This is a genomic window from Enterobacter sp. Lyrl_3, from assembly GCF_051948675.1.
Taxonomy (GTDB): domain Bacteria; phylum Pseudomonadota; class Gammaproteobacteria; order Enterobacterales; family Enterobacteriaceae; genus Enterobacter; species Enterobacter cloacae.
Window position 1 is genome coordinate 142,564 of record NZ_JAYJLI010000002.1, and the last position, 22,991, is coordinate 165,554.

At 57.4% G+C, this 22,991-nt stretch carries 20 protein-coding genes; 13 read left to right on the top strand and 7 right to left on the bottom strand.

The window, feature by feature from the left end; translation table 11 throughout:
• The first annotated feature begins 18 nt into the window (after positions 1 to 18).
• The 4 genes from osmX (at position 19) to clcB (ending at position 4,136) form a co-directional block, all read left to right on the top strand.
• On the top strand, positions 19 to 918 hold the full coding sequence (osmX, locus tag VF709_RS05875; protein ID WP_149896426.1) for an osmoprotectant ABC transporter substrate-binding protein OsmX: 900 nt from the start codon (positions 19 to 21) through the stop codon (positions 916 to 918).
• Positions 919 to 926: 8 nt separating this feature from the next.
• Complete coding sequence (osmW, locus tag VF709_RS05880; protein ID WP_006808875.1) at positions 927 to 1,574, top strand: osmoprotectant ABC transporter permease OsmW; 648 nt, start codon at positions 927 to 929, stop codon at positions 1,572 to 1,574.
• Positions 1,574 to 2,722 carry an osmoprotectant ABC transporter ATP-binding protein OsmV gene (osmV, locus tag VF709_RS05885; RefSeq protein WP_440231074.1) on the top strand — a complete coding sequence of 383 codons (1,149 nt, stop codon included), beginning with the start codon at positions 1,574 to 1,576 and terminating at the stop codon, positions 2,720 to 2,722. Before osmW ends, osmV begins: the two co-directional genes overlap by 1 nt.
• Before the next feature lie 103 nt (positions 2,723 to 2,825).
• The gene (gene clcB, locus VF709_RS05890) at positions 2,826 to 4,136 is read left to right on the top strand and encodes a voltage-gated ClC-type chloride channel ClcB (RefSeq protein ID WP_058661270.1); all 1,311 of its coding nucleotides are present in this window, start codon (positions 2,826 to 2,828) and stop codon (positions 4,134 to 4,136) included.
• Here clcB and bioD read toward each other — a convergent pair.
• The 3 genes from bioD to VF709_RS05905 all read right to left on the bottom strand — a co-directional run bounded on the left by bioD (position 4,071) and on the right by VF709_RS05905 (position 7,144).
• Positions 4,071 to 4,766 carry a dethiobiotin synthase gene (bioD, locus tag VF709_RS05895; protein WP_013096826.1) on the bottom strand — a complete coding sequence of 232 codons (696 nt, stop codon included), beginning with the start codon at positions 4,764 to 4,766 and terminating at the stop codon, positions 4,071 to 4,073. The genes clcB and bioD overlap by 66 nt on opposite strands.
• Positions 4,767 to 4,896: 130 nt before the next feature.
• The gene (gene mlc / locus VF709_RS05900) at positions 4,897 to 6,117 is read right to left on the bottom strand and encodes a sugar metabolism global transcriptional regulator Mlc (protein WP_013096827.1); all 1,221 of its coding nucleotides are present in this window, start codon (positions 6,115 to 6,117) and stop codon (positions 4,897 to 4,899) included.
• Between the two features lie 121 nt (positions 6,118 to 6,238).
• On the bottom strand, positions 6,239 to 7,144 hold the full coding sequence (locus VF709_RS05905; protein ID WP_149896428.1) for a LysR family transcriptional regulator: 906 nt from the start codon (positions 7,142 to 7,144) through the stop codon (positions 6,239 to 6,241).
• Positions 7,145 to 7,265: 121 nt separating this feature from the next.
• Here VF709_RS05905 and VF709_RS05910 point away from each other — a divergent pair, with 121 nt between their 5' ends.
• A complete protein-coding gene (locus VF709_RS05910) occupies positions 7,266 to 8,519 on the top strand; it encodes an MFS transporter (protein WP_440231077.1) in 1,254 nt (417 codons plus the stop codon).
• Positions 8,520 to 8,595: 76 nt separating this feature from the next.
• Here the strand turns inward: VF709_RS05910 and VF709_RS05915 are convergent, their stop codons facing one another.
• The 3 genes from VF709_RS05915 to VF709_RS05925 form a co-directional block, all read right to left on the bottom strand.
• Positions 8,596 to 9,987, bottom strand: a complete 1,392-nt coding sequence (locus VF709_RS05915; RefSeq protein WP_013096830.1) for an APC family permease — start codon at positions 9,985 to 9,987, stop codon at positions 8,596 to 8,598.
• Complete coding sequence (locus VF709_RS05920) at positions 9,977 to 10,171, bottom strand: YmjE family protein (RefSeq protein WP_032618525.1); 195 nt, start codon at positions 10,169 to 10,171, stop codon at positions 9,977 to 9,979. Before VF709_RS05920 ends, VF709_RS05915 begins: the two co-directional genes overlap by 11 nt.
• Positions 10,172 to 10,343: 172 nt before the next feature.
• The gene (locus VF709_RS05925) at positions 10,344 to 11,762 is read right to left on the bottom strand and encodes a glutamine synthetase family protein (protein WP_058684436.1); all 1,419 of its coding nucleotides are present in this window, start codon (positions 11,760 to 11,762) and stop codon (positions 10,344 to 10,346) included.
• Positions 11,763 to 11,976: 214 nt separating this feature from the next.
• Here VF709_RS05925 and puuD point away from each other — a divergent pair, with 214 nt between their 5' ends.
• From puuD to VF709_RS05965, 8 genes are all read left to right on the top strand, one after another.
• Positions 11,977 to 12,741 carry a gamma-glutamyl-gamma-aminobutyrate hydrolase gene (gene puuD, locus VF709_RS05930; RefSeq protein WP_149896429.1) on the top strand — a complete coding sequence of 255 codons (765 nt, stop codon included), beginning with the start codon at positions 11,977 to 11,979 and terminating at the stop codon, positions 12,739 to 12,741.
• Between the two features lie 25 nt (positions 12,742 to 12,766).
• A complete protein-coding gene (puuR, locus tag VF709_RS05935; RefSeq protein WP_013096835.1) occupies positions 12,767 to 13,324 on the top strand; it encodes an HTH-type transcriptional regulator PuuR in 558 nt (185 codons plus the stop codon).
• 157 nt (positions 13,325 to 13,481) lie between these two features.
• Complete coding sequence (gene puuC / locus VF709_RS05940; RefSeq protein WP_114518729.1) at positions 13,482 to 14,975, top strand: aldehyde dehydrogenase PuuC; 1,494 nt, start codon at positions 13,482 to 13,484, stop codon at positions 14,973 to 14,975.
• A complete protein-coding gene (locus VF709_RS05945) occupies positions 14,972 to 16,252 on the top strand; it encodes an NAD(P)/FAD-dependent oxidoreductase (protein WP_114518728.1) in 1,281 nt (426 codons plus the stop codon). The genes puuC and VF709_RS05945 overlap by 4 nt, the downstream gene beginning before the upstream one ends.
• Before the next feature lie 25 nt (positions 16,253 to 16,277).
• Complete coding sequence (puuE, locus tag VF709_RS05950) at positions 16,278 to 17,549, top strand: 4-aminobutyrate transaminase (RefSeq protein WP_114518727.1); 1,272 nt, start codon at positions 16,278 to 16,280, stop codon at positions 17,547 to 17,549.
• A 150-nt stretch (positions 17,550 to 17,699) separates the two neighbouring features.
• Positions 17,700 to 19,187: a carboxypeptidase M32 gene (locus VF709_RS05955; RefSeq protein ID WP_440231079.1), complete on the top strand. Its 1,488-nt coding sequence runs from the start codon at positions 17,700 to 17,702 to the stop codon at positions 19,185 to 19,187.
• 149 nt (positions 19,188 to 19,336) lie between these two features.
• Positions 19,337 to 19,726 (top strand): acid resistance repetitive basic protein Asr, encoded by a 390-nt coding sequence (asr, locus tag VF709_RS05960; protein WP_013096840.1) that lies wholly within the window; start codon positions 19,337 to 19,339, stop codon positions 19,724 to 19,726.
• A 276-nt stretch (positions 19,727 to 20,002) separates the two neighbouring features.
• Positions 20,003 to 20,824 (top strand): trypsin-like serine peptidase, encoded by an 822-nt coding sequence (locus VF709_RS05965; RefSeq protein ID WP_114518725.1) that lies wholly within the window; start codon positions 20,003 to 20,005, stop codon positions 20,822 to 20,824.
• A 1-nt stretch (position 20,825) separates the two neighbouring features.
• On the opposite strand, the gene VF709_RS05970 is transcribed toward VF709_RS05965, so the two are convergent.
• Positions 20,826 to 22,988 (bottom strand): bifunctional diguanylate cyclase/phosphodiesterase, encoded by a 2,163-nt coding sequence (locus tag VF709_RS05970; protein WP_048971274.1) that lies wholly within the window; start codon positions 22,986 to 22,988, stop codon positions 20,826 to 20,828.
• Between the last annotated feature and the right edge of the window lie 3 nt (positions 22,989 to 22,991).

Consider the following 22,991-nt stretch of genomic DNA (forward strand, 5'->3'; position numbering starts at 1 on the left):
CAATAATAAGGAGCTTTCATGAGACTAATATCCAGCCTGACGGCGCTGTGTGCCGCGGCGCTCTTCACCAGCCAGGCAATAGCCGCCCCGCTGATTCTGGCGACCAAGAGCTTTACCGAGCAGCATATTCTCTCGGCCATGACCGTGCAGTACCTGCAAAAGAAAGGGTTCCAGGTGCAGCCGCAAACCAATATTGCGACCGTTATCTCCCGAAACGCGATGATCAACAAACAGATTGATATGACCTGGGAGTACACCGGTACGTCGTTGATCATCTTTAACCACATCAACAAACGCATGTCGCCGCAGGAGTCTTACGAGACGGTTAAGCGTCTGGACGCGAAGCACGGTCTGGTCTGGCTCAAACCCGCCGATATGAACAACACCTATGCCTTCGCCATGCAGCGTAAACGCGCCGAAGCGGAACATATCAACACCATGTCTGAGATGGTGGCGAAGATTGAGCAGGTCCGTAAAACCAACCCGGACAAAAACTGGCTGCTGGGACTGGATCTTGAGTTTGCCGGGCGCAGCGATGGGATGAAGCCGCTGCAGAAGGCCTACAACATGGAGCTGGACCGTCCGCAGATCCGCCAGATGGATCCCGGCCTGGTGTATAACGCGGTGCGCGACGGTTTTGTTGATGCCGGGCTGATCTACACCACCGACGGCCGCGTGAAAGGTTTCGACCTCAAAGTACTGGAAGATGATGAAGGCTTCTTCCCGAGCTATGCCGTCACCCCGGTGGTGCGTAAAGACACGCTGGAGGCGAACCCGGGGCTGGAAGAGGCGCTTAACACCCTCTCCGCCCAGCTCAACAACGACGTTATCACCGAGCTGAACAAGAAGGTGGATATCGATCATCAGTCACCGCAGCAGGTCGCCCGTGATTTCCTGCGTAGCAAAAAGCTGTTGTAGGAGGCGCTATGGAGACGATTCACTACATTCTGGATAACTGGGATTACCTGTTAACCCTGACGCTGCAGCATCTGTGGCTGGTGGCGCTGGCGGTTGGCCTGGCCATTATTATCGGCGTTCCGCTCGGCATTCTAATTGTCCGTCACAAATGGCTGGCGACACCGGTGCTGGGCATCGCGACCATCGTGCTGACCATTCCGTCCATCGCCCTGTTTGGCCTGATGATCCCGCTGTTTTCGCTGATCGGTCAGGGCATTGGCGCCCTGCCCGCCATTACCGCGGTGTTTCTCTACTCGCTGCTGCCGATTGTACGCAACACCCATACCGCGCTGGACAGCCTGCCGCCGGGTCTGCGTGAGGCCGGACGCGGCATCGGCATGACCTTCTGGCAGCGGCTGCGCTGGGTTGAAATTCCCATGGCGCTACCGGTGATTTTCGGCGGCATCCGCACCGCCGTGGTGATGAACATCGGCGTAATGGCGATTGCCGCCGTGATTGGCGCGGGCGGCCTGGGCCTGCTGCTGCTTAACGGCATCGGCGGGAGCGATATCCGCATGTTGATTGCAGGGGCGCTGATGATTTGTCTTTTAGCGATTGTGCTCGACTGGCTGCTGCACCGTCTGCAGGTGGTACTGACTCCGAAGGGGATTCGATAATGATAAAACTGGAAAACCTCACCAAACATTTTTCACAGAAGCATGGCCAGACCTTTAAGGCCGTGGACAACGTCAACCTGAACGTGCCCGAAGGGGAAATGTGCGTCCTGCTCGGCCCGTCCGGCTGCGGGAAAACCACCACCCTGAAGATGATCAACCGCCTGATTACGCCGAGCAGCGGCACGATCCTGATTAACGGTGAAGACACCAGCGGGATGGATACGGTGACGCTGCGCCGCAACATCGGCTACGTGATTCAGCAAATTGGCCTGTTCCCGAACATGACCATCGAAGAGAACATTACCGTGGTGCCGCGCATGCTGGGCTGGGATAAAGCCCGGTGTAAAACCCGTGCCGAAGAGCTGATGGATATGGTGGCGCTGGATCCGCGTAAGTTTCTTCACCGCTATCCGCGCGAGATGTCCGGCGGCCAGCAGCAACGTATCGGCGTGATCCGCGCGCTGGCGGCAGATCCGCCGGTACTGCTGATGGATGAGCCCTTCGGCGCGGTGGACCCCATCAACCGTGAAGTGATCCAGAACCAGTTTCTGGAGATGCAGCGCAAGCTGAAGAAAACCGTGATGCTGGTCAGCCACGATATCGATGAAGCCCTGAAGCTGGGCGATCGTATCGCCGTTTTCCGTCAGGGGAAGATTGTCCAGTGCGCCAGCCCGGACGAGCTGCTGGCGAAGCCGGCGAACGAGTTTGTCGGCTCGTTTGTGGGTCAGGACCGCACTCTGAAGCGCCTGCTGCTGGTGTCGGCAGGCGACGTCACCGACCAGCAGCCTACTATCACGGTACGCGGCTCTACCCCGCTTCCAGAGGCCTTTGCCACCATGGATTATAACGATATCCGCGCCATCACCGTAGTGGACGAACACGGTAAACCGCTGGGGTTTGTGAAACGCCGGGAAGCGCGCAACGCCAGCGGCACCTGTGCCGATATCCTGCATCCATTCCGTATGACCGGCAAAGCGGAAGATAACCTGCGCGTGGTGCTCTCCCGCCTGTATGAAAGCAACACCAGCTGGATGCCGATTGTGGATGAAGAGGGTCGCTATAACGGCGAGATTTCGCAGGACTATATCGCGGAGTACCTCAGCTCAGGGCGTACGCGCCGGGCGCTGAATATTCACAGTGAAAGTTAATTCTTCCGGCCGGGCTTGCCCGGCTTTTTTTCGCACGCAGACCTTTTGCTAACCCCGTCATTTCCCGCCACAATATTGCATCGACCCCGTTTACTCGCGACCCATGCAACGTCTTCATACTTACCCCGATATCCGCGCGATGTTTCGCCGCCTTCTGATTGCCACCGTCACGGGCGTACTGGCCGCGCTGGCCGTTGCCGTGTTTCGCCACAGCATGTATCTGCTGGAGTGGCTGTTTCTCAGTAACGACAGCGGTAGCCTGGTGAACGCCGCGGCGGCGTTGTCCCCCTGGCGTCGCATGCTCACGCCTGCTCTTGGCGGCCTGGCAGCCGGATTGTTGCTGTGGGGATGGCAGCGGCTGACGGCGCAACGCCCGCATGCGCCTACGGATTATATGGAAGCGCTGGAAACGGGTGACGGGCAGTTCGATTACGGTGCCAGCCTGGTCAAATCCCTGGCGTCACTGCTGGTGGTTTCCAGCGGAAGCGCCATCGGGCGTGAAGGGGCGATGATCCTGCTCGCCGCCCTCGCCGCCTCCTTGTTTGCGCAGCGCTTTACGCCGAAGTCCGAATGGAAATTATGGATCGCCTGCGGGGCGGCGGCGGGAATGGCCAGCGCCTACCACGCGCCGCTAGCCGGAAGCCTGTTTATTGCGGAAATCCTGTTCGGCACGCTGATGCTCGCCTCGCTCGGCCCGGTAGTCATTGCGGCCGTCGTAGCGCTGCTGACGACGCGTCTGTTAAGCCCCGGCGCCACCACGCTGTATGAGGTGCATCTCAGCGAAACGCTCACTGCGGGCGATTACGGATTGATCGTTATCATCGGTCTGCTGGCGGGCGTCTGCGGCCCGCTGCTGATGTGGCTGATGACGGTTAGCCACGCCCTGTTTCTGCGTCTCAAACTCTCACCACCCTGGCAGCTGGCGCTCGGGGGGCTGATCGTCGGGCTGTTGTCGCTTCTCACGCCCAAAGTGTGGGGCAACGGCTATAGCGTGGTGCAGGCCTTTCTGCTCTCACCGCCGCTGCTGTCCGTTATTGCGGGCGTGTTTATCTGTAAGCTGCTGGCGGTCCTGGCAAGCAGCGGTTCGGGCGCGCCGGGCGGGGTCTTCACGCCGACGCTGTTTGTCGGGCTGGCGACAGGAATGCTGTTTGCGCAGCTTTTTGCGCTGTGGCTACCGGGTTCTGAAACGGCGATTTTGCTGGGACTAGCGGGGATGGCGACGTTGCTCGCTGCCACGACGCATGCGCCTATTATGTCGGCGCTGATGGTGTGTGAAATGACCGGGCAGTATTTTCTGCTACCCGGCCTGCTGATTGCCTGCGTTGTTGCGTCCGTGCTCTCGCGAACGTTACGCCACGACTCGATCTACGGCCAGCACACTGCCGAGAGCAGAGAGATCGATGTACTGCGCTAGTTCGCGCTGCTCGGCGCGCGGCAAATAAGGCAGTTCACCCACCAGAGGGCCGGGCAGTTTTTTGCTCAGCACGTCGATGATTTCTGCATAGTGCGCAAGGCCCGGGTTGATACGGTTTGCCACCCAGCCCACTAACGGCAGGCCATCATTGGCGATCGCCTGCGCCGTGAGCAGCGCATGGTTGATACACCCTTCCTGGATGCCCACTACCATCACCACCGGCAGTTGCTCCTGCACCACCCACTCGGAAAGTGGACGCAAATCGTTCATCAGGCTGCGCCAGCCGCCCGTGCCTTCAACCACAACGTGATCAACCTTCTCGCTCAGGTTCGCCAGCCCATCCGACAGCAGGGTGTAATTGATCAGCCCGCTGTGCGCCACGCTGCTCTCCTCTTCGCTCAGGGCTATAGGATTGACCGCGTCATAAGGCAGCTCCAGGGATGAGACGCTTTGTAAAACCAGGGCATCTTTATTGCGCAGCCCCTCTGGCGTCTCTTTACTGCCTTTTGCGACCGGTTTGTACCCTGCAACACGTTTACCGCTTGCTGCCAGCGCCTGTAGCAACGCGCGCGATACAACAGTCTTGCCGACAGAGGTATCTGTACCAGTAACAAAGAAACGCTTAAGCATGACTCATTCCACCTCTTGGGTATGCTTCGAAAATATAAACCAGGTAAATAATTCAGTGGGGGAAGTCTACGGGAAGCGTGCGCTATCCGGCTTGAGATAGCGCAATTTTTAGTAAGTCTGTGGAAAAGAGTTAGCCCTGCAGCAGGCGGATCAGTAAGGAGCCGTTATACATTGCATCTTTCACCAGCGCAGCACCGGCCATGGTGCCCTGGTTCGAAAACTGCGTGCTTTCGACCACAATGTTTTTGCTGTAGGCGGGCAGCGCCTGCTGATTAATGCAGGCCGAGATCGCCGGGAAGAGGATATCCGCCGCCTGGCTGAGCGGGGAGCCGATCAGGATTTTTTGCGGGTTAAACAGATTCACCATAATGGCGAGAATGCGCCCGACGTTATTCCCTACGCCAGTAATGATGTCCTTAGCCAGCAGATCGCCCTGCCGCGCCGCTGTGCACAAGGAATCTACCGTCAGGGGTTGCCCGTGCAACGAGGAGCTCATGGACTGGCTGAGCCTCACCTGCGCCAGTTCAAGCACGCTTTCCACGCTGGCAATGGTCTCCAGGCAGCCGTGGTTGCCGCAGTAGCAGCGTTTCCCGTAGGGATCGACCTGCGTGTGGCCGATCTCCACCAGGCTACTGCTGCCCGCATGCAACAGGCGTCCGTCGGTGATGACGCCCGCCCCGACGTTATGGTCGATCACCACCTGAATGACATCCCGCGCCCCGCGTGACGCGCCAAACAGCGCCTCCGCCATAGTCCAGGCGCTGATGTCATGCTGAATGTAGACCGGTACGCCGGTATGGTTTTTCAGGACCTCACCCAGCGGCATCTCTTTAACGTCTTCATAAAACGGCATGCGGTGCACAATGCCGTTCTCGGTATCAATAATGCCCGGCATGGTGATGGCAATCGCCGTTAAGCGTTCAAGCTTCTGCTGGTGACGAATAAAGAAATGATCGATATGCGTGACAATCGCCTCAAGAAGCGGTTGATCAGCGTTAAGCGGCAGCTCCAGCCGGTCTTCCACCACCAGCTTGCTGCTGAGATCGCGCAGCGCAAGAAAGATCTCGCCCCGGCTGATGCGCAGCGACAGGTAATGCCACGCTTCCGTCTCCACCACCAGCCCGACCGCCGGACGACCCCGGCTCCCCGGCTCCTGAATCTCCGTCTCCTGAACCAGGTGGGCTTCCAGCATTTCGCGAACAATCTTGGTAATACTGGCGGGAGCCAGTTGGGCCAGGCGCGACAAATCGATACGCGAAACCGGACCAAGCTGATCAATCAGGCGATATACCGCGCCAGCGTTGGTCTGCTTAATCTGATCAATATGCCCTGGCTGACTATCAGCAACCACCTCGTACTCCCTTATTTTCGAGCTTCGAAATAAACTTTGGGCTATGGTGAAGCACTTGCATGGCCGTCGTCAAATATTTACTTAGCCATGTGATTTACTGCACATTTTTGCCCATTTTTCCCTATAAATATCGCCCGGCAGAGGCGGTGATAAGCTGCTTTTTAAAACGCTGTGCCGCATTGCTCTGTTCATGATGTCTGGACCACACCAGCCACATCTCCGATACCGCATCGTCTTCGGCAAGCGGGACCCAGCACATTTCACGCAATTGTACCCGTTTAAAGGAGGCCGGGAGAATAGAAACCCCCAGCCCGGCGGCGACCAGGCCTATTATTGTCATCGCCTCTCCTACCTCCTGGGTAATGACCGGGGCGAGATCGTAGCGGCGCATCAGGCCCAGAATATCGTCATACAGACCGGTTCCCACCTGCGGGTCGAAAAAGACAAACGGCTCTTTCGCCAGCTCCGCCAGCGTGACGGCAGGTTTCGACGCCAGGGGGTGATCGCGCGGGATCATCGCCATCAGAGGCTCGCGCAGGATCACCTGCCACGCCAGCGAGTCCGGCAGTTGAGTGTTGCGCATCAGCCCTAAATCCAGCGCCCCTTCATTCAGCGGAGGTATTTGTTCCCGGGTATTAATTTCGCGCGTCTGAATATGCACGTCCGGGAAGTCACGGCGAAACGACGACAGGGTTTGCGAGACGGCGCTGATAAACGGGGCTGACGAGGTAAACCCGATGCGCAATTCACCGGCTTCCCCCAGGTAGAGCCGCTCTGCGCGGGCGGCGGCGTCGTCAACCATGCTCAGAATTTGTCGGCTGTCGGCCAGAAATTGCCTGCCTGCCGCCGTCAGGCTCACGCTACGGTTGGTGCGGGCGAGAAGACGGGCGCCAATCTGCTGCTCCAGGATCTGAATTTGCTGGCTGAGCGGCGGCTGCGAAATGTTCAGGCGCGCGGCGGCGCGGCCAAAATGGAGTTCTTCTGCCACCGCGACAAAGTAGCGTAAATGACGCAGTTCGATATTCATATTTTATAAGTATCATTTGAGATTATTAATATATTAGACAGAATATTTACATTTTCCTACCCTGAAGGGGTGGTCATACCCGTCACCAGAAACCACGGGGATGTTTAAGCAAGGAACATGTGTGAGTCGTACATCTACCGTTGATATCGAACCGGCACGCGATATCGATGATTTACCCGCAGCTTCTCAGCCGGCGCAGTTTATTAAACGTGGTACCTCCCAATTTATGCGCGTCACGCTGGCGCTGTTCTCAGCCGGTCTGGCAACCTTTGCCCTGCTCTACTGCGTTCAGCCTATCCTTCCCGTGCTGTCACATGAGTTTGGCGTCTCACCGGCCAGCAGCAGTATTTCTCTCTCTATTTCAACCGGGATGCTGGCTGTCGGCCTGCTTTTTACCGGCCCTCTCTCTGATGCCATTGGGCGTAAACAGGTGATGGTGACCGCGCTGATGCTGGCGTCGGTTTGTACGTTGCTCTCCACCATGATGACCAGCTGGCACGGGATCCTGATGATGCGCTCGCTCATCGGGTTATCCCTGAGCGGCGTGGCAGCGGTCGGGATGACTTATCTCAGTGAAGAGATCCACCCGAGCTTTGTCGCGTTCTCCATGGGGCTGTACATCAGCGGGAACTCCATTGGCGGTATGAGCGGACGCCTGCTGAGCGGCGTGTTTACAGACTTCTTTAACTGGCGCATTGCGCTGGCGGTGATTGGCTGCTTTGCACTGGCCTCTGCGCTGATGTTCTGGAAAATTCTGCCGGAATCACGCCACTTCCGCCCCACCTCCCTGCGTCCGAAAACGCTGTTTATCAACTTCCGCCTGCACTGGCGGGATAAAGGGCTGCCGCGGCTGTTCCTGACCGGCTTCCTGCTGATGGGATCGTTCGTCACGCTGTTTAACTATATTGGCTATCGTCTGATGCTTTCGCCGTGGCATCTGAGCCAGGCGGTAGTCGGCCTGCTCTCCGTGGCGTATCTGACCGGGACCTGGAGCTCGCCAAAAGCCGGAGCGATGACCGCCCGCTATGGCCGTGGGCCGGTGATGCTGGTCTCAACCGCCGTGATGTTGCTGGGCCTGTTGCTGACGCTCTTCTCGTCCCTGTGGCTGATTTTCACCGGAATGCTGCTCTTCTCTGCCGGTTTCTTCGCCGCGCATTCCGTTGCCAGCAGCTGGATTGGCCCGCGCGCCCGTCGTGCCAAAGGCCAGGCATCCTCTTTGTATCTGTTTAGCTATTATCTTGGCTCCAGCTTCGCCGGGACGCTGGGCGGTGTGTTCTGGCACAACTACGGCTGGAACGGCGTGGGCGGGTTTATCGCGCTGATGCTCTGCGGGGCACTGCTGGTAGGCGCCAGTCTTCATAAACGTCTGAGATAATCCGCCTGCGGGCTGATGTCTGGTAAGACGAGCGATCCAGATAAACGGCACCAGCGTACTGGTGCCGTTTTTACATTCAGGAATCCCAGGCCTGCTCTATCTTAGCGGCTTCAAACTGCGGAGGCGGTTTTCGGAAACGGCGCGTCAGCCATGTCAGATAAAGGACCCCCAGTGCCGCCCAGATGAGGCCAAGCGTCAGGGACGTCGCTTCGAGGTTTATCCACAGCACGCCGACCGTTACGGCACCAATGAGTGGCAGCAGGAGATAGTGGAACCGATCTTTCCACGTTTTGTTCAGCCCCTTACGCCGCCAGAAATGGTTGTACACCGAGAGATTAACAAACGTAAACGCCACCAGCGCGCCAAAGTTGATCAGCGCCGTCGCGGTCACGAGGTCAAAGTACAGGGCCGACAGCGCCACTATCCCTACCATAATGACGTTCAGGGCCGGAGTACGCCATTTCGGATGCACGTAGCCAAACACCCGCTCCGGAAAGACGTTGTCACGCCCCATCACATACAATAAGCGTGAGACGCTGGCGTGTGAGGCCAGGCCTGAAGCGAGCGTATTCACAAACGTGGTACACAGAAACACCGACTGGAAGAGCTTGCCGCCCACGTACAGCGCAATTTCCGGCAGCGCGGCGTCCGGGTTCTTGAAGCGCGCAATCGTCGGGAAGAAGAGTTGCATGAAAAACGAGGCAACAATGAATATCAGCCCGCCATACAGTGCGGTCAGGAAAATGGCTTTGGGAATAACCCGCGCCGCGTTTGGCGTCTCTTCCGACAGCGTGGTGACCGCGTCAAACCCGAGGAAAGAGAAGCAGACGATAGTCGCGCCGGTAATAATCGGGATCAGATGTGCGTTCTCGCTGATAAACGGCTGCAGCGACCAGACGGTGCCAACGCCCTCCCCCTTGTGCAGGCCATGCACCACGAGTATGACAAACACCACCATGATGGCGATCTGCACCAGCACAAACAGGGTGTTAAAGTTGGCGACCAAATTAACACTCTTCAGGTTCGCCAGCGTCAGGATCGTCACAAACCCCACCACCCACACCCACGGCGGGACTTCCGGGAACAATGCGGAAAGGTAGATCTTCGCCAGCAGCACGTTGATCATCGGCAGGAAGAGATAGTCCAGCAGCGAGGACCAGCCGACCATAAACCCCAGATGGGGTCCGATCGATTTCTGCGTGTAGGTGTACGCAGAGCCCGCTTCCGGGAACTGTCGTACCAGTTTGCCGTAGCTGATGGCGGTAAACATGACGCCCGCCAGCGCCAGGAGATACGAGGCGGGCACGTGGCCATTGCTGATACCGGACACAATGCCGAAGGTATCAAACACGGTCATGGGGGTGAGGTAAGCCAGCCCCATCATCACCACCTGCCAGAGCTTGAGGGAACTGCGCAGCCGGGTTCTTCCGGCCATGCCCGGCGAATCAAGAGATGTGTTAGTCGCCATAGACCATCCCCCCCATGCTTACCGTGGTTTGCAATCGCGTTGACCTTAACGCAAACCTGCTTAGCAAAGGGGGAAGTTGTAAAGAACATACGCGATCGTACCAGCGCAGCGTCTCTCGCTCGCACTCACAGCAGGCGCCTGACTGGCCCCCTTCGCCCTGCGGATAGTTGAACATCTGCATCATTTCCTACCTCGTCACACAGTGTCGTTAAGAAAGTCCCTGTGCCGCCTGCGCTCCATAACGCGACTCCCGGGAGATAGCTGGCGTGCCAGCGAACAGTTCGGCCAGGCTCCGCGCAGGCCGTTTGGTGATACGTATGCAATGAAACAAAGCGGCCCCTGACCGGGGCACGTCATCAGGCGTTTTTCAGCATCCACTCGATTTCAGTTTCGGTAATCAGGCGTTCGAACTGCAGTAATTCATCATTTTTGCAGGCGTGATAGACGTGGCAGAAACGTTCGCCCAGCCGCTCGCGAAGGTGATCGTTTTGCATAAATTCCCACAGCGCATCGCTCTGACGAATCGGGAACGGCAATCCGTCCTGCTCCAGACCATTGCCTTCAACTTCTTCCTGCAGGGGTAAATCGTTATCCAGCCCGTGTAAAATGCCGGCAAAAATCGCCGCCATCACCAGATACGGATTCGCGTCTGCTCCCGCCACCCGGTATTCGACCCGATGGTTATGGCGATCGCCGCAGGGGATACGCAGGGCAACCGTGCGATTATTGTGTCCCCATGACGCCTGCGTCGGCACGTACATTCCCGGCTGGAAACGGCGGTAGGAGTTGACGTTCGGCGCCAGCAGCGCCATGGACGCTGGCATCAGATCGATCATCCCGGCCAGCGCGCGTTTCAGCAGCGCGGAATCCTCACCGCTGGCGTCTGCGAACACGTTTTCGCCTCTGTTGTTTTGCATGCTGATGTGGATATGCATCCCGCTGCCCGCATGTTCTTCATACGGCTTTGCCATAAACGTGGCGTGCATCTTGTGTTTTTCCGCCATCTGCCTGACGAGACGTTTTAGCGCCAGCGCATCATCGCAGGCATCCAGCACGTTTTCCGTATGGTGCAGGTTAATCTCAAACTGTCCCGGGGAGGCTTCAGCCACTGCCCCGTCGGCGGGGATCAACTGCAGCTGCGCCAGTTCGTCAATGTCATTCAGCACGTCAGCAAAGTGGTTGAGATTATCAACCGAGTAGACCTGACTCTGCGTGTTACGCACGTCGGTGCCCGGCGCGCAGGGTGGCTGCAGATAGCCGTCGGCATCGCGTTTACGGTCAAGTAAATAGAACTCCAGCTCTACCGCTACCACGGGGAACAGACCGCGCTGGCGCAGCTGCTGCCAGAGTCGGTTGAGTACGTTCCGCGGCTCAACGTCAAAGGGAGCGCCATCTTCATCGACCATGGTGAGCTGCACCTGACCAATGTACTCCGGGTCGGCGGCGGAGGGTGTCAGGGTGCCCGGCACCGGCACACAGATACAGTCCGGCTCGCCCAGCTCCTGCCCCAGCCCAGCCTCTTCCACAACGTTACCCAGAATGTCCATGGCGAAAACCGATGCCGGGAAATAGCAGCCTTTTTCAAGTTTGCTCAGTCCGGCAACCGGGATGCGTTTGCCGCGAAAACAGCCGTTCAGGTCGGTCAGGAGGACATCAATAAACTGGGTGTCAGGATACTTTTCTAAATAGAGCTTCACTTCCTGCGTAAAGGCGCTGCCCCGCCTCTCATCCGTGTGCTGCACAAAGTTCTCAACTTCTACGATATTGGTTTCCATGATTTACCACCGTTTTTGGGATTTGCGTTCGCTGCTCTGGACTGTCAAATATAATGTCCACACTATCGAATCTGTATGCAAACAAATTGTTTGTCAAATGTTAAATTAAGTTTGCAAAAGGCAGATCCCGTTGCTAGATTGAGAAAATATTGAACGAAAAGGCCGTTTCACAGGCGAGAATGGCCTAAATTTAGTCCACTTTGTGAGGGCGATCATGGAAAATATAATGAACAAGCCAGTTATTGGCGTGGTGATGTGCAGAAACAGGCTTAAGGGTCACGAGACCCAGACCCTGCAAGAAAAGTACCTGAATGCCATTATTAACGCGGGGGGCTTACCTGTTGCCTTACCGCATGCGCTGGCAGAGCCAGAGCATATTACCGCTCTGCTGCCAACCCTGGACGGAATTTACCTGCCGGGCAGCCCAAGTAACGTGCAGCCGCACCTTTATGGTGAAAACGGCGATGAGCCTGACGCCGATCCCGGGCGAGATCTTCTGAGTATGGCGCTGATTGCTGCCGCGCTCGAAAGGCGCATCCCCATTTTCGCCATCTGCCGGGGGCTGCAGGAAATGGTTGTTGCCACGGGAGGGACGCTGTATCGCCGCCTGTTCGAGCAGAACGACCTGCTTGAGCACCGGGAAGATCCTGAACTGCCGGTTGAGCTACAATACGCCCCTTCTCATGAAGTTCAGGTCCAGGAGGGAGGACTGCTGTCTCAATTAATACCAGGCTGTAACACATTTTGGGTAAACTCGTTACACGGGCAAGGTGCACGGACGTTAGGACCACGGCTTCGCGTGGAGGCCCGCTCGACGGACGGGCTCGTTGAAGCGGTCAGCGTTCATGACCACCCTTTTGCCCTCGGCGTGCAATGGCACCCCGAATGGAACAGCAGCGAGTACGCCCTGTCACGCATGTTGTTTGAAGGTTTTATCACTGCCTGTCAAAGCCACATTGCCGAGAAGCAACGGCTTTGACCACTACCGTAAAGGAAATGCAACTATGAGCGATGACGGACTGGCGCCAGGGAAACGTCTGTCTGAGATCCGCCAGCAATTGGGTCTCTCGCAGCGGCGTGCCGCCGAACTGTCTGGGTTAACACACAGTGCCATCAGCACCATTGAGCAGGACAAAGTCAGTCCTGCCATCAGTACGCTGCAAAAGCTGCTGAAAGTTTATGGGCTGTCGCTCTCGGAATTCTTTTCGGAACCGGAAAAACCTGATGAACCGCAGGTGGTTATTAATCAGGAAGACCTTATCGAAATAGGCAGTCAGGGGGTTTCGATGAAGCTGGTTCATAACGGAAATCCGAACCGTACGCTGGCGATGATTTTTGAAACTTACCAGCCAGGAACCACGACCGGAGAGAGGATCAAACACCAGGGTGAGGAGATCGGTACGATACTGGAAGGTGAAATAGTGCTGACCATTAATGGCCAGCCTTATCACCTGGTTGCGGGGCAAAGCTATGCCATTAATACCGGCATACCGCACAGCTTCAGCAACACCTCGGCAGGCATCTGCCGCATTATCAGTGCCCACACCCCCACCACGTTCTAATTACCACTCAGTCCCGACGTAAGTGCGCTTACGCCGGGACAAATAAAAACGATCAATGTCGGCATTCAACGGGTTAATTCCCGGGATGCCCCACGGCTTTGTATTGCCTGAAACGGCCATGACCTTATTTATCTGATTGCGAAAGAAAGGAGTGAATATGCATTTTCAGCACCTGACTTACTGGCAGGATAAAGCAAAAAACAGCGCCATTGAGACCCGGTTATTTATTAACGGTGCCTATTGTGACGCCGCCGATAATGCCACGTTTGAAACCGTCAATCCCGCTACCCAACAGACGCTGGCGAACGTGGCCCGGGGCAAGCAGGCGGACGTGGACCGTGCAGTTCAGGCGGCGCGTGAGGTATTTGAGCGCGGTGACTGGTCGCAGGCGTCTCCGGCGCAGCGCAAGACCGTGCTCAATAAGCTCGCCGATTTAATGGAACGCCACGGCGAAGAGCTGGCCTTACTGGAAACACTGGACACCGGTAAACCCATCCGCCACAGCCTGCGCGACGATATTCCCGGCGCGGCTCGTGCCATTCGCTGGTACGCCGAAGCGGCGGATAAAGTCTACGGCGAAGTGGCGCCTACGGGGCCGGGCGAACTGGCGATGATCGTGCGCGAGCCGATCGGGGTGGTTGCGGCCATCGTTCCCTGGAACTTCCCGCTGCTGCTGGCCTGCTGGAAGCTGGGTCCGGCACTGATTGCGGGCAATAGCGTGGTATTGAAACCGTCGGAGAAATCGCCACTCACCGCCCTGCGGCTGGCCGGGCTGGCGAAAGAGGCGGGCCTGCCGGACGGCGTGCTGAATGTGATAAGCGGTTACGGCCACGAAGCGGGCCAGGCGCTGGCACTGCATCCAGAAGTCGAGGTGCTGACCTTTACCGGCTCTACCCGTACCGGCAAGCAGTTGTTGAAGGACGCGGGAGAAAGCAACATGAAGCGCGTCTGGCTGGAGGCGGGCGGCAAGAGCGCCAACATTATCTTTGCCGACTGTCCGGACCTCGACAAAGCCGTGAGCGCGACCGCCGCCGGGATTTTTTATAACCAGGGGCAAGTCTGTATCGCCGGTACCCGCCTGCTGCTCGAAGACAGCATCGCCGACGACTTTCTGGCAAAGCTAAAAGCGCAGGCCCGTCACTGGCAGCCGGGCGATCCGCTCAACCCTGACAGCACGATGGGCATGCTCATCGACGCTGCACATGCCGATACCGTCCACACGTTTATTCGCGAGGGAACCCGAAAAGGTACGCTGCTGCTGGACGGGCGGGTACAAGCATGGCCTTGTGCAGTCGGTCCCACCATTTTTGTCGACATCGACCCTGCCTCCCCGCTGTGTCGGGAAGAGATTTTCGGGCCGGTGCTGGTCGTCACCCGTTTTAAAACCGAAGAGGAAGCCTTAACGCTGGCCAACGACAGTGAATATGGGCTTGGCGCGGCGGTATGGACCCGCGATCTTTCCCGCGCGCACCGCATGAGCCGCCGTCTGAAAGCAGGCTCGGTCTTCGTCAATAACTATAACGACGGCGATATGACCGTACCCTTTGGCGGCTATAAGCAGAGCGGCAACGGTCGCGATAAGTCCCTGCACGCGCTGGAAAAATTTACCGAACTGAAAACCATCTGGATTGCCCTGGAGTCTCAATCATGACCGAACATACCACCAGCTACTACGCGGCCAGCGCGAACGCTTACGAACCTTTCCCGACGCTTAACGAGTCGATCAGCTGTGACGTGTGCGTGGTGGGCGGCGGCTATACCGGCCTCTCCTCCGCGCTGCATCTCGCCGAAATGGGCTACGACGTGGTGCTCCTTGAAGGGGCGCGCATCGGCTTTGGCGCCAGCGGACGCAACGGCGGCCAGCTGGTTAACTCTTACAGCCGCGATATCGACGTGATTGAGAAAAACTATGGACCCGATGCCGCCAGAGTCCTTGGGAGCATGATGTTTGAAGGCGGGGAGATCATCCGGGAGCGTATCCAGCGCTATCAGATCCAGTGCGACTATCGTCCGGGCGGGCTGTTTGTGGCGCTAAACCATAAGCAGCTCGAGACGCTGGAGGAGCAAAAAGCCAACTGGGAACGCTACGGCAATACGCAGCTGAAGTTGCTGGACGCCAGTGCCATCCGCCGGGAAGTCGACAGCGAACGCTATACCGGCGCGCTGCTGGACCGCAGCGGGGGGCATATTCACCCACTGAACCTGGCGATCGGCGAAGCGGACGCGATTCGCCTGAACGGCGGGCGGGTGTATGAACAGTCCCCGGTGACCGCCATTCAGCACACCAGCCCGGCTGTGGTAAGCACACAGCATGGCCAGGTGACGGCCCGCTACGTGATCGTCGCCGGGAATGCCTACCTGGGCGACAAGATAGAACCGGAACTGGCAAAACGCAGCATGCCCTGCGGCACTCAGGTTGTGACCACCGCCCCGCTGCCGGAAGCGGTCGTCCGCACGCTGATCCCCAATAACTACTGCGTGGAAGATTGTAACTACCTGCTGGATTACTACCGTCTTACCGCCGACAACCGCCTGCTGTACGGCGGTGGCGTCGTCTATGGCGCGCGCGATCCGGACGATGTCGAGCGCCTGGTGATGCCAAAGCTACTGAAAACCTTCCCACAGCTGGCCGGTGTCAAAATCGACTACCGCTGGACGGGCAACTTCCTGCTGACCCTGTCGCGCATGCCGCAGTTTGGTCGTCTGGATAAAAACATCTATTACATGCAGGGCTACAGCGGCCACGGCGTCACCTGCACCCACCTGGCCGGACGGCTGATCTCGGAACTGTTGCGCGGTGACGCTGAGCGCTTTGATGCGTTTGCCAACCTTCCGCACTACCCCTTCCCGGGCGGTCGCAGCCTGCGGATTCCATTCACGGCGATGGGCGCGGCGTATTACAGCCTGCGCGATCGTCTTGGCGTATGAGCGTTTCGACAAAAGGGTATCTGACATGAGTAACCAGGAATTTCATCAGCGTAGACTTTCTGCCACCCCGCGCGGCGTAGGCGTAATGTGTGATTTCTTTGCCCGCACGGCGGAGAATGCCACGCTTACCGACGTGGAAGGCAACGACTATATTGATTTCGCCGCCGGGATCGCGGTACTGAATACCGGCCATCGTCATCCTGAACTGGTGGCCGCAGTGGAAAAACAGCTTCACCAGTTCACCCACACGGCCTACCAGATTGTGCCGTATGAAAGCTACGTTTCATTAGCCGAAAAACTTAACGAGCTGGCTCCGGTGCAGAGCCCGGCCAAAACGGCATTCTTCACAACGGGCGCAGAAGCGGTGGAAAATGCCATTAAAATCGCCCGGGCCCACACCGGCAGACCGGGCGTGATTGCCTTCGGAGGAGGCTTTCACGGTCGAACCTATATGACCATGGCATTAACCGGCAAGGTCGCGCCTTATAAGCTGGGATTTGGCCCCTTCCCGGGGTCGGTTTATCACGTGCCCTATCCCTCGGAGCTGCACGGCATCACGACGCAGGATGCCATCACGGCGATAGAACGTCTGTTCAAAGCAGACATTGAGGCGAAACAGGTAGCAGCGATTATTTTTGAACCCATTCAGGGTGAAGGCGGCTTCAACGTCGCCCCGCCAGAGCTGGTGGCCGCCATCCGCCGTATCTGTGATGAACACGGGATCGTGATGATTGCCGACGAAGTACAGAGCGGTTTCGCCCGTACGGGGAAACTGTTTGCCATGGAACACTACGCCGACAAGCCCGACCTGATGACGATGGCGAAAAGCCTGGCAGGCGGAATGCCGCTGTCCGGCGTGGTGGGCCGCGCCGAAATCATGGACGCGCCGGCGCCTGGCGGTCTGGGGGGGACCTATGCAGGCAACCCGCTGGCGGTGGCCGCCGCGCACGCGGTGCTGAATATTATCGACAACGAGTCACTGTGCGCCCGCGCCCGACATCTGGGCGATCGACTGAAAGCCACCCTGGAAGAGATTCAGGGCACCTTCCCTGCGCTCGTGGCGATAAGGGGAAGAGGATCGATGATTGCGGCGGAGTTTTTTGATCCCGAGAGCCGTGCACCTTCGGCCGCCATCGCACAGGCGATCCAGCAAAAAGCACTCGCCCAGGGCCTGCTGTTATTGATCTGCGGCCAGTACGGCAACGTGATCCGCTTCCTTTATCCGCTGACCATTCCGGATGCCCAGTTCACCCAGGCGCTGGCGATCTTGCAACAGGTTATGCGTGATAAGGCCTAATTACCTACCGAAAACCGTCTCCCGGCATTCCGGAGACGGTTTCAACGGAGGAGATCGGCTTAGATTTCCTCCGTGTGGGAAATGCTGGGGAATTTGGTCTGTTTCATTGTATGCTCCCTGAAACACATCCCTGGCAAGAGGAAATAAGAATTGCAAAAAACATCCGCCTATCAGACACTTGTGAAAACCTTCCAGCGTCTCTCCCGCTTCTCGCACCTCTCCTCCATCGCCAGCTGGGACATGTTCACCATGATGCCGCCCGGCGGCAGCGCCGCGCGCGGTGAAGCGCTGGCGGAGATGAGCGTCCTGCAACATCAGATCCTGACCGACAAAAAAGTGGGTGAATGGCTGGCTGCAGCGGCAGGTGAAGATTTGAATGACGTCGAACAGGCCAACCTGCGTGAAATGACGCGTCAATATCAGCAGGCCTCGCTGCTGCCGGAATCGCTGGTGGAAGCCAAATCGCTGGCGGGCAGCAAATGTGAGCACGCCTGGCGTACCCAGCGTCCGGCCAATGACTGGCAAGGCTTTTCCGCCAATCTGAAAGAGGTGGTAAAACTCAGCCGTGAAGAGGCGCGTCTGCGCGCGGAGGCAAAAGGTTGCTCACCTTACGATGCGCTGCTGGATATTTTTGAGCCAGACATGACCAGCGCCCGTCTGGACGTGCTCTTTGCCGACATGAAGTCGTGGCTGCCGGATCTGCTGGCAAACGTGGTCGACAAGCAGGCCAGGCAGACCTTCGTTCCGCCTCAGGGCCCCTTCCCGACGGCAACGCAGCGTGAGCTGGGGCTGGAAGCCATGAAGATGCTCGGCTTCGATTTCAACGGCGGTCGTCTGGACGTGAGCGCGCACCCGTTCTGCGGCGGCGTGCCGGAAGATGTGCGCATTACCACGCGGTATGACGAAGATGAACTCCTCAGCGCCCTGTTTGGCGTGATCCACGAAACCGGACACGCGCGCTACGAACAGAACCTGCCGCGCGCGTGGGCCGGTCAGCCCGTTGCCCTGGCGCGTTCAACGGCAATCCACGAATCCCAGAGTCTGTTCTTTGAGATGCAGCTTGGCCGCAGCGAGGCGTTCCTGAAACATCTCCTCCCTGCCGTTCATGCCCGTTTTGGCAGCCAGGCGGCGTTTAGCGAAGAGAACTTTCTCGCCTGGAACCAGCGCGTGAAGCCGGGCTATATCCGCGTCGATGCCGACGAAGTGAGCTACCCGGCACACGTGGTGCTGCGCTATGAGATTGAGCGGGCGCTGATCAATGGCGATATCGAGGTGGAGGACATCCCGGCCCTGTGGGATGAGAAAATGCAGGCGTGGCTCGGGTTATCCACCAAAGACAACTACCGCAACGGCTGTATGCAGGATATCCACTGGACCGACGGCGGATTCGGTTACTTCCCGTCTTATACGCTGGGGGCGATGTACGCCGCGCAGCTGTTCCATGCCGCGAAAACGGCGCTGCCAGGTCTGCAGGCCTCTATCGCTGACGGGGATCTGTCGGCCCTGTTTGACTGGCTGCGCCAGAACGTCTGGCAACACGGCAGCCGGTTTACCACATCACAGCTGATCACCCAGGCGACGGGAGAAGATCTGAATATCCGCTACTTCCGTGAACACCTGACCTCGCGTTACCTGTAATGACCCACGCCGGGGAAAGCCCCCGGCGTTGTACAAACGGTTACACGCCGATACCAATCACTCACGGAAACCCCGAATTTACAGGGATATAGTTATTTCAACGGCCCCGCAGTGGGGTTAAATGAAAAACCAAATTCGAGGGTATGAACATGAATAAAGTATTAGCTCTGGTTGTTGCCGCTGCTATGGGTCTGTCTTCTGCTGCGTTCGCTGCTGAGACTACTGCAACTGCTCCAGCTGCCGCTGCACCTGCTGCAACCACCGCTGCACCGGCAAAAACGGTACACCACAAGAAACATCACAAAGCCGCTAAACCTGCTGCTGAGCAAAAAGCGCAGGCGGCTAAAAAGCACCACAAAAAAGCCGTAAAACAAGACGCCGCTAAACCTGCTGTTGAGCAGAAAGCACAGGCCGCCAAAAAGCACCACAAAAAAGCGACTAAACCCGCTGTAGAGCAGAAAGCTCAGGCCGCTAAAAAGCATCACAAAAAAGCAGTAAAACACGAAGCTGCTAAACCAGCTGCTCAGCCAGCTGCGTAAGAGTACAAGCTAAACCGTGCCCTTCGGGGCACGTTGGTAAACCGGCGCTGAACCTTTCAATACAGCGCCGTTTTTTTATCCGGAGGGCGTATGCTGCGACGCTATCGGTTTGAGTTGATCCTTATCCTGCTTATTTTATGCGCGCTCATCGCAAGCCAGTTTTATCTTTCCTGATCGTAGCACGCTGATTTTACTCCCACTTTAGCGCTGTCCCGTCTATAGTATTTTCATAGGGTTCACTTTTAATAATCATAATTACCCCCACCAGAGTGTGATATGCGTAAATCTGTTGTGTTATTACTGGGAACGTTTGCTCTTTTTTCTGGATTCGCGCATGCGGATGATGGCGATGATGACACCATTAGCGCGAAAGAGCTTAAAACGCTGTTTTTCGGTCATGATGATCGTACGCGTGTCGCCGATCCTACCCAGGCCCCGTGGGATGCCATCGGGCAACTGGAAACCGCCAGCGGTAACTTATGCACCGCCACGTTGATTACCCCTCAGCTTGCCCTGACCGCAGGCCATTGCCTGTTGACACCGCCGGACGGCAAACCCGACAAAGCCGTGGTACTGCGATTTGTGTCTCAGAAAGGGATGTGGCGCTATGAAATTCACGGGATTGAAGGCCGGGTTGACCCTTCGCTGGGTAAGCGCCTGAAACCGGACGGCGACGGCTGGATAGTCCCGCCCGCTGCGGCCTCCTGGGATTTCGGTCTCATCATTTTGCGCTACCCGCCTTCTGGTATCACTCCTCTGCCCCTGTTTGATGGCGATAAAGCCGCGCTGACCGCCGCGCTGAAAGCCGTCGATCGCAAGGTGACACAATCCGGTTATCCGGTCGATCATCTGGATACGCTGTACACCCACACCGACTGCATTGTGACCGGCTGGGCGCAAAACAGCGTACTCTCTCACCAGTGCGATACGTTACCGGGCGACAGTGGCTCACCGCTGATGCTGAAAACGGATAACGGCTGGCAGTTGATTGGTGTGCAGAGTTCAGCCCCGGCGGCCAAAGACCGATGGCGCGCGGATAACCGTGCTCTCTCGGTGACCGGTTTTCGCGACAAGCTGGAAGCGCTGGCACAACAGTAAATCAGCACTGTTTGACCTGACGTAGCGCCACGATTGACTCAATCGGCATTGGCTGGCTGAACCAGAAACCCTGCAGTTGATCGCAGCCAGCCAGCCGCAGCAGTTTCATCTGTTTTTCGTTTTCCACCCCTTCCGCGACCACCGCCATGCCCAGAGCATTGGCGATACGCACCGTTCCACTCACCAGCGCGGCAGCCTGTTCGTCGTTATCTACCAGCCCGGCGAGAGATTTATCGATCTTAATGGTGTCGAAATTAAAGCGCCGCAGATAGCCAATGCTCGAATAACCCGTGCCAAAGTCATCCAGCGCTACCGCAGTGCCCAGTGCTTTAAGGTTAGCAATGGCCATACGGGCGCGCTCCGGGTTTTCCAGTACATAGGTTTCCGTGACCTCCAGCTGCAGCCGGTTGGCCGGGAATGAAGTGGTATCAAGCACCTGGGCGACTTTGTTTTCGAATTCAGGATCGCGAAACTGTGCGGGCGAGATGTTAACGGAGAGTTTTAGCTCGCTGAACGGTACCATGTCCCGGCACGCTCGTTGCAGTACAAACTGGCCCAGTTTGTAAATCAGGCCGCTGGTCTCGGCAATGGTAATAAAGGTGTCCGGGCCAATCTCGCCGCCCGGACGGCGCGGCCAGCGCACCAGCGCTTCAACGCCGCTCATTTTCTGACTCCGTGCGTCGATGATTGGCTGGTACCAGACCTCAAATTCCTCCCGCTCCAGCCCGTTACGGATCTGATTCTCAATCGCCAGCTGGCGTTCACGGGCGCTGTTCAGCTCCGCGTCGTAGTGAGTGATCCGCCCTTTGCCAGTGATTTTGGCGTGATACATGGCAATATCGGCACGGCGAAACAGTTCGGAACTGCTGCACTCAATCAGGGTGCCGCTGGCAATACCAATACTCGCGCCAATATGAATGGTGCGACCGCCCAGCCGTATGGGGGTGCTAAGGAAGTCCAGCACAGCGTTGGCAAACGCGGTGGCGAGCGTTTGCGCATGGTCGCCACCGACGGTCATAGCAAATTCATCGCCGCCCAGGCGCGCCAGCATTCCCCCCGGTGGAACACGCTCACGCAACGCCTTCGCTATCGCCACGATCAAATCGTCCCCCACGCTATGACCGTAAATATCGTTCACATCCTTAAAGCCATCAAGATCGATAAACACCACGCTTTTTACATCAATATCACCGCGTAAACTTACCTGTTCCAGCGCCTCGATTAACGCGCGTCGGTTCGGCAAATGGCTTAACCAGTCCGTTCTCGCCACCAGCCGCGCCTGGCTCTCACCCCGGGCCAGTTTGTAAAGACCCACACTGCTCACCAGAATAAACAGCAGGATCAGTGCCGATGCCAGCACCACAATCTGCGTGATATCGGATGAGGCCGCGCGGGCGGCCTCAGCGCCAGGAAGGCGTGCCTGCCAGTTGATATACCCCAGCAGCTCTCCTGCCGAACTGCGCAGCGGCAAGCTCAGATCGCTTATTTTGTCAGGGCTATAGTTGAGGTTATCAATCTGAAATGTCGTTCCCAGATCGGATAATATTTTGCCGTTAAGGTGGCGGGTAATGACCAGATAGCGGCGCGTGCCGTCGTTAACCTGTAATCGTCCGACCATCGGGCGAATCAGGCCAATCCCGATAAACGCCACACCGTTGCGCGTGCGGGTGATCCCCGCATAGATATTTTTATCGCGGGATAATGCACGCCGGTGTTGGTCAATCAGCGCTTTCAGACCATTGCCAAAAAAGTCGAGCGTCGTCTCGGTGAAGGGCTGACTCTGAAACGAGCCCCAGATAACGTTGAAGTGTTCATCCAGCACGAAAGTGCCATCATAGAGGTTATCGATCTTAAAGCCGGCACCCCAGGTGTTATACAGCCATTGGGTATCGAGCTTTGGGCTGTAGGTCTCGCGAACCGCGTCGTCCCAGACTGCGTTATCTATGACCAGAGAAGAGATCCGGTTAACCGAGGTCTGAATCGCCCCTTTTACGGATAGCGCCGAGCGGTGTTCATCAATCTCGTTGGTTTTGGTGCTGATAAGATGCAGGGAGAGGTAAAGCAGCGCGACGATGGAGATGATTAAGCCGATCCCCGCCATGAAGATCATGGCAAACAACGTTCTCGCGGTGGGAATATTGCGCCAGCTTAATGTGCGATACATCAG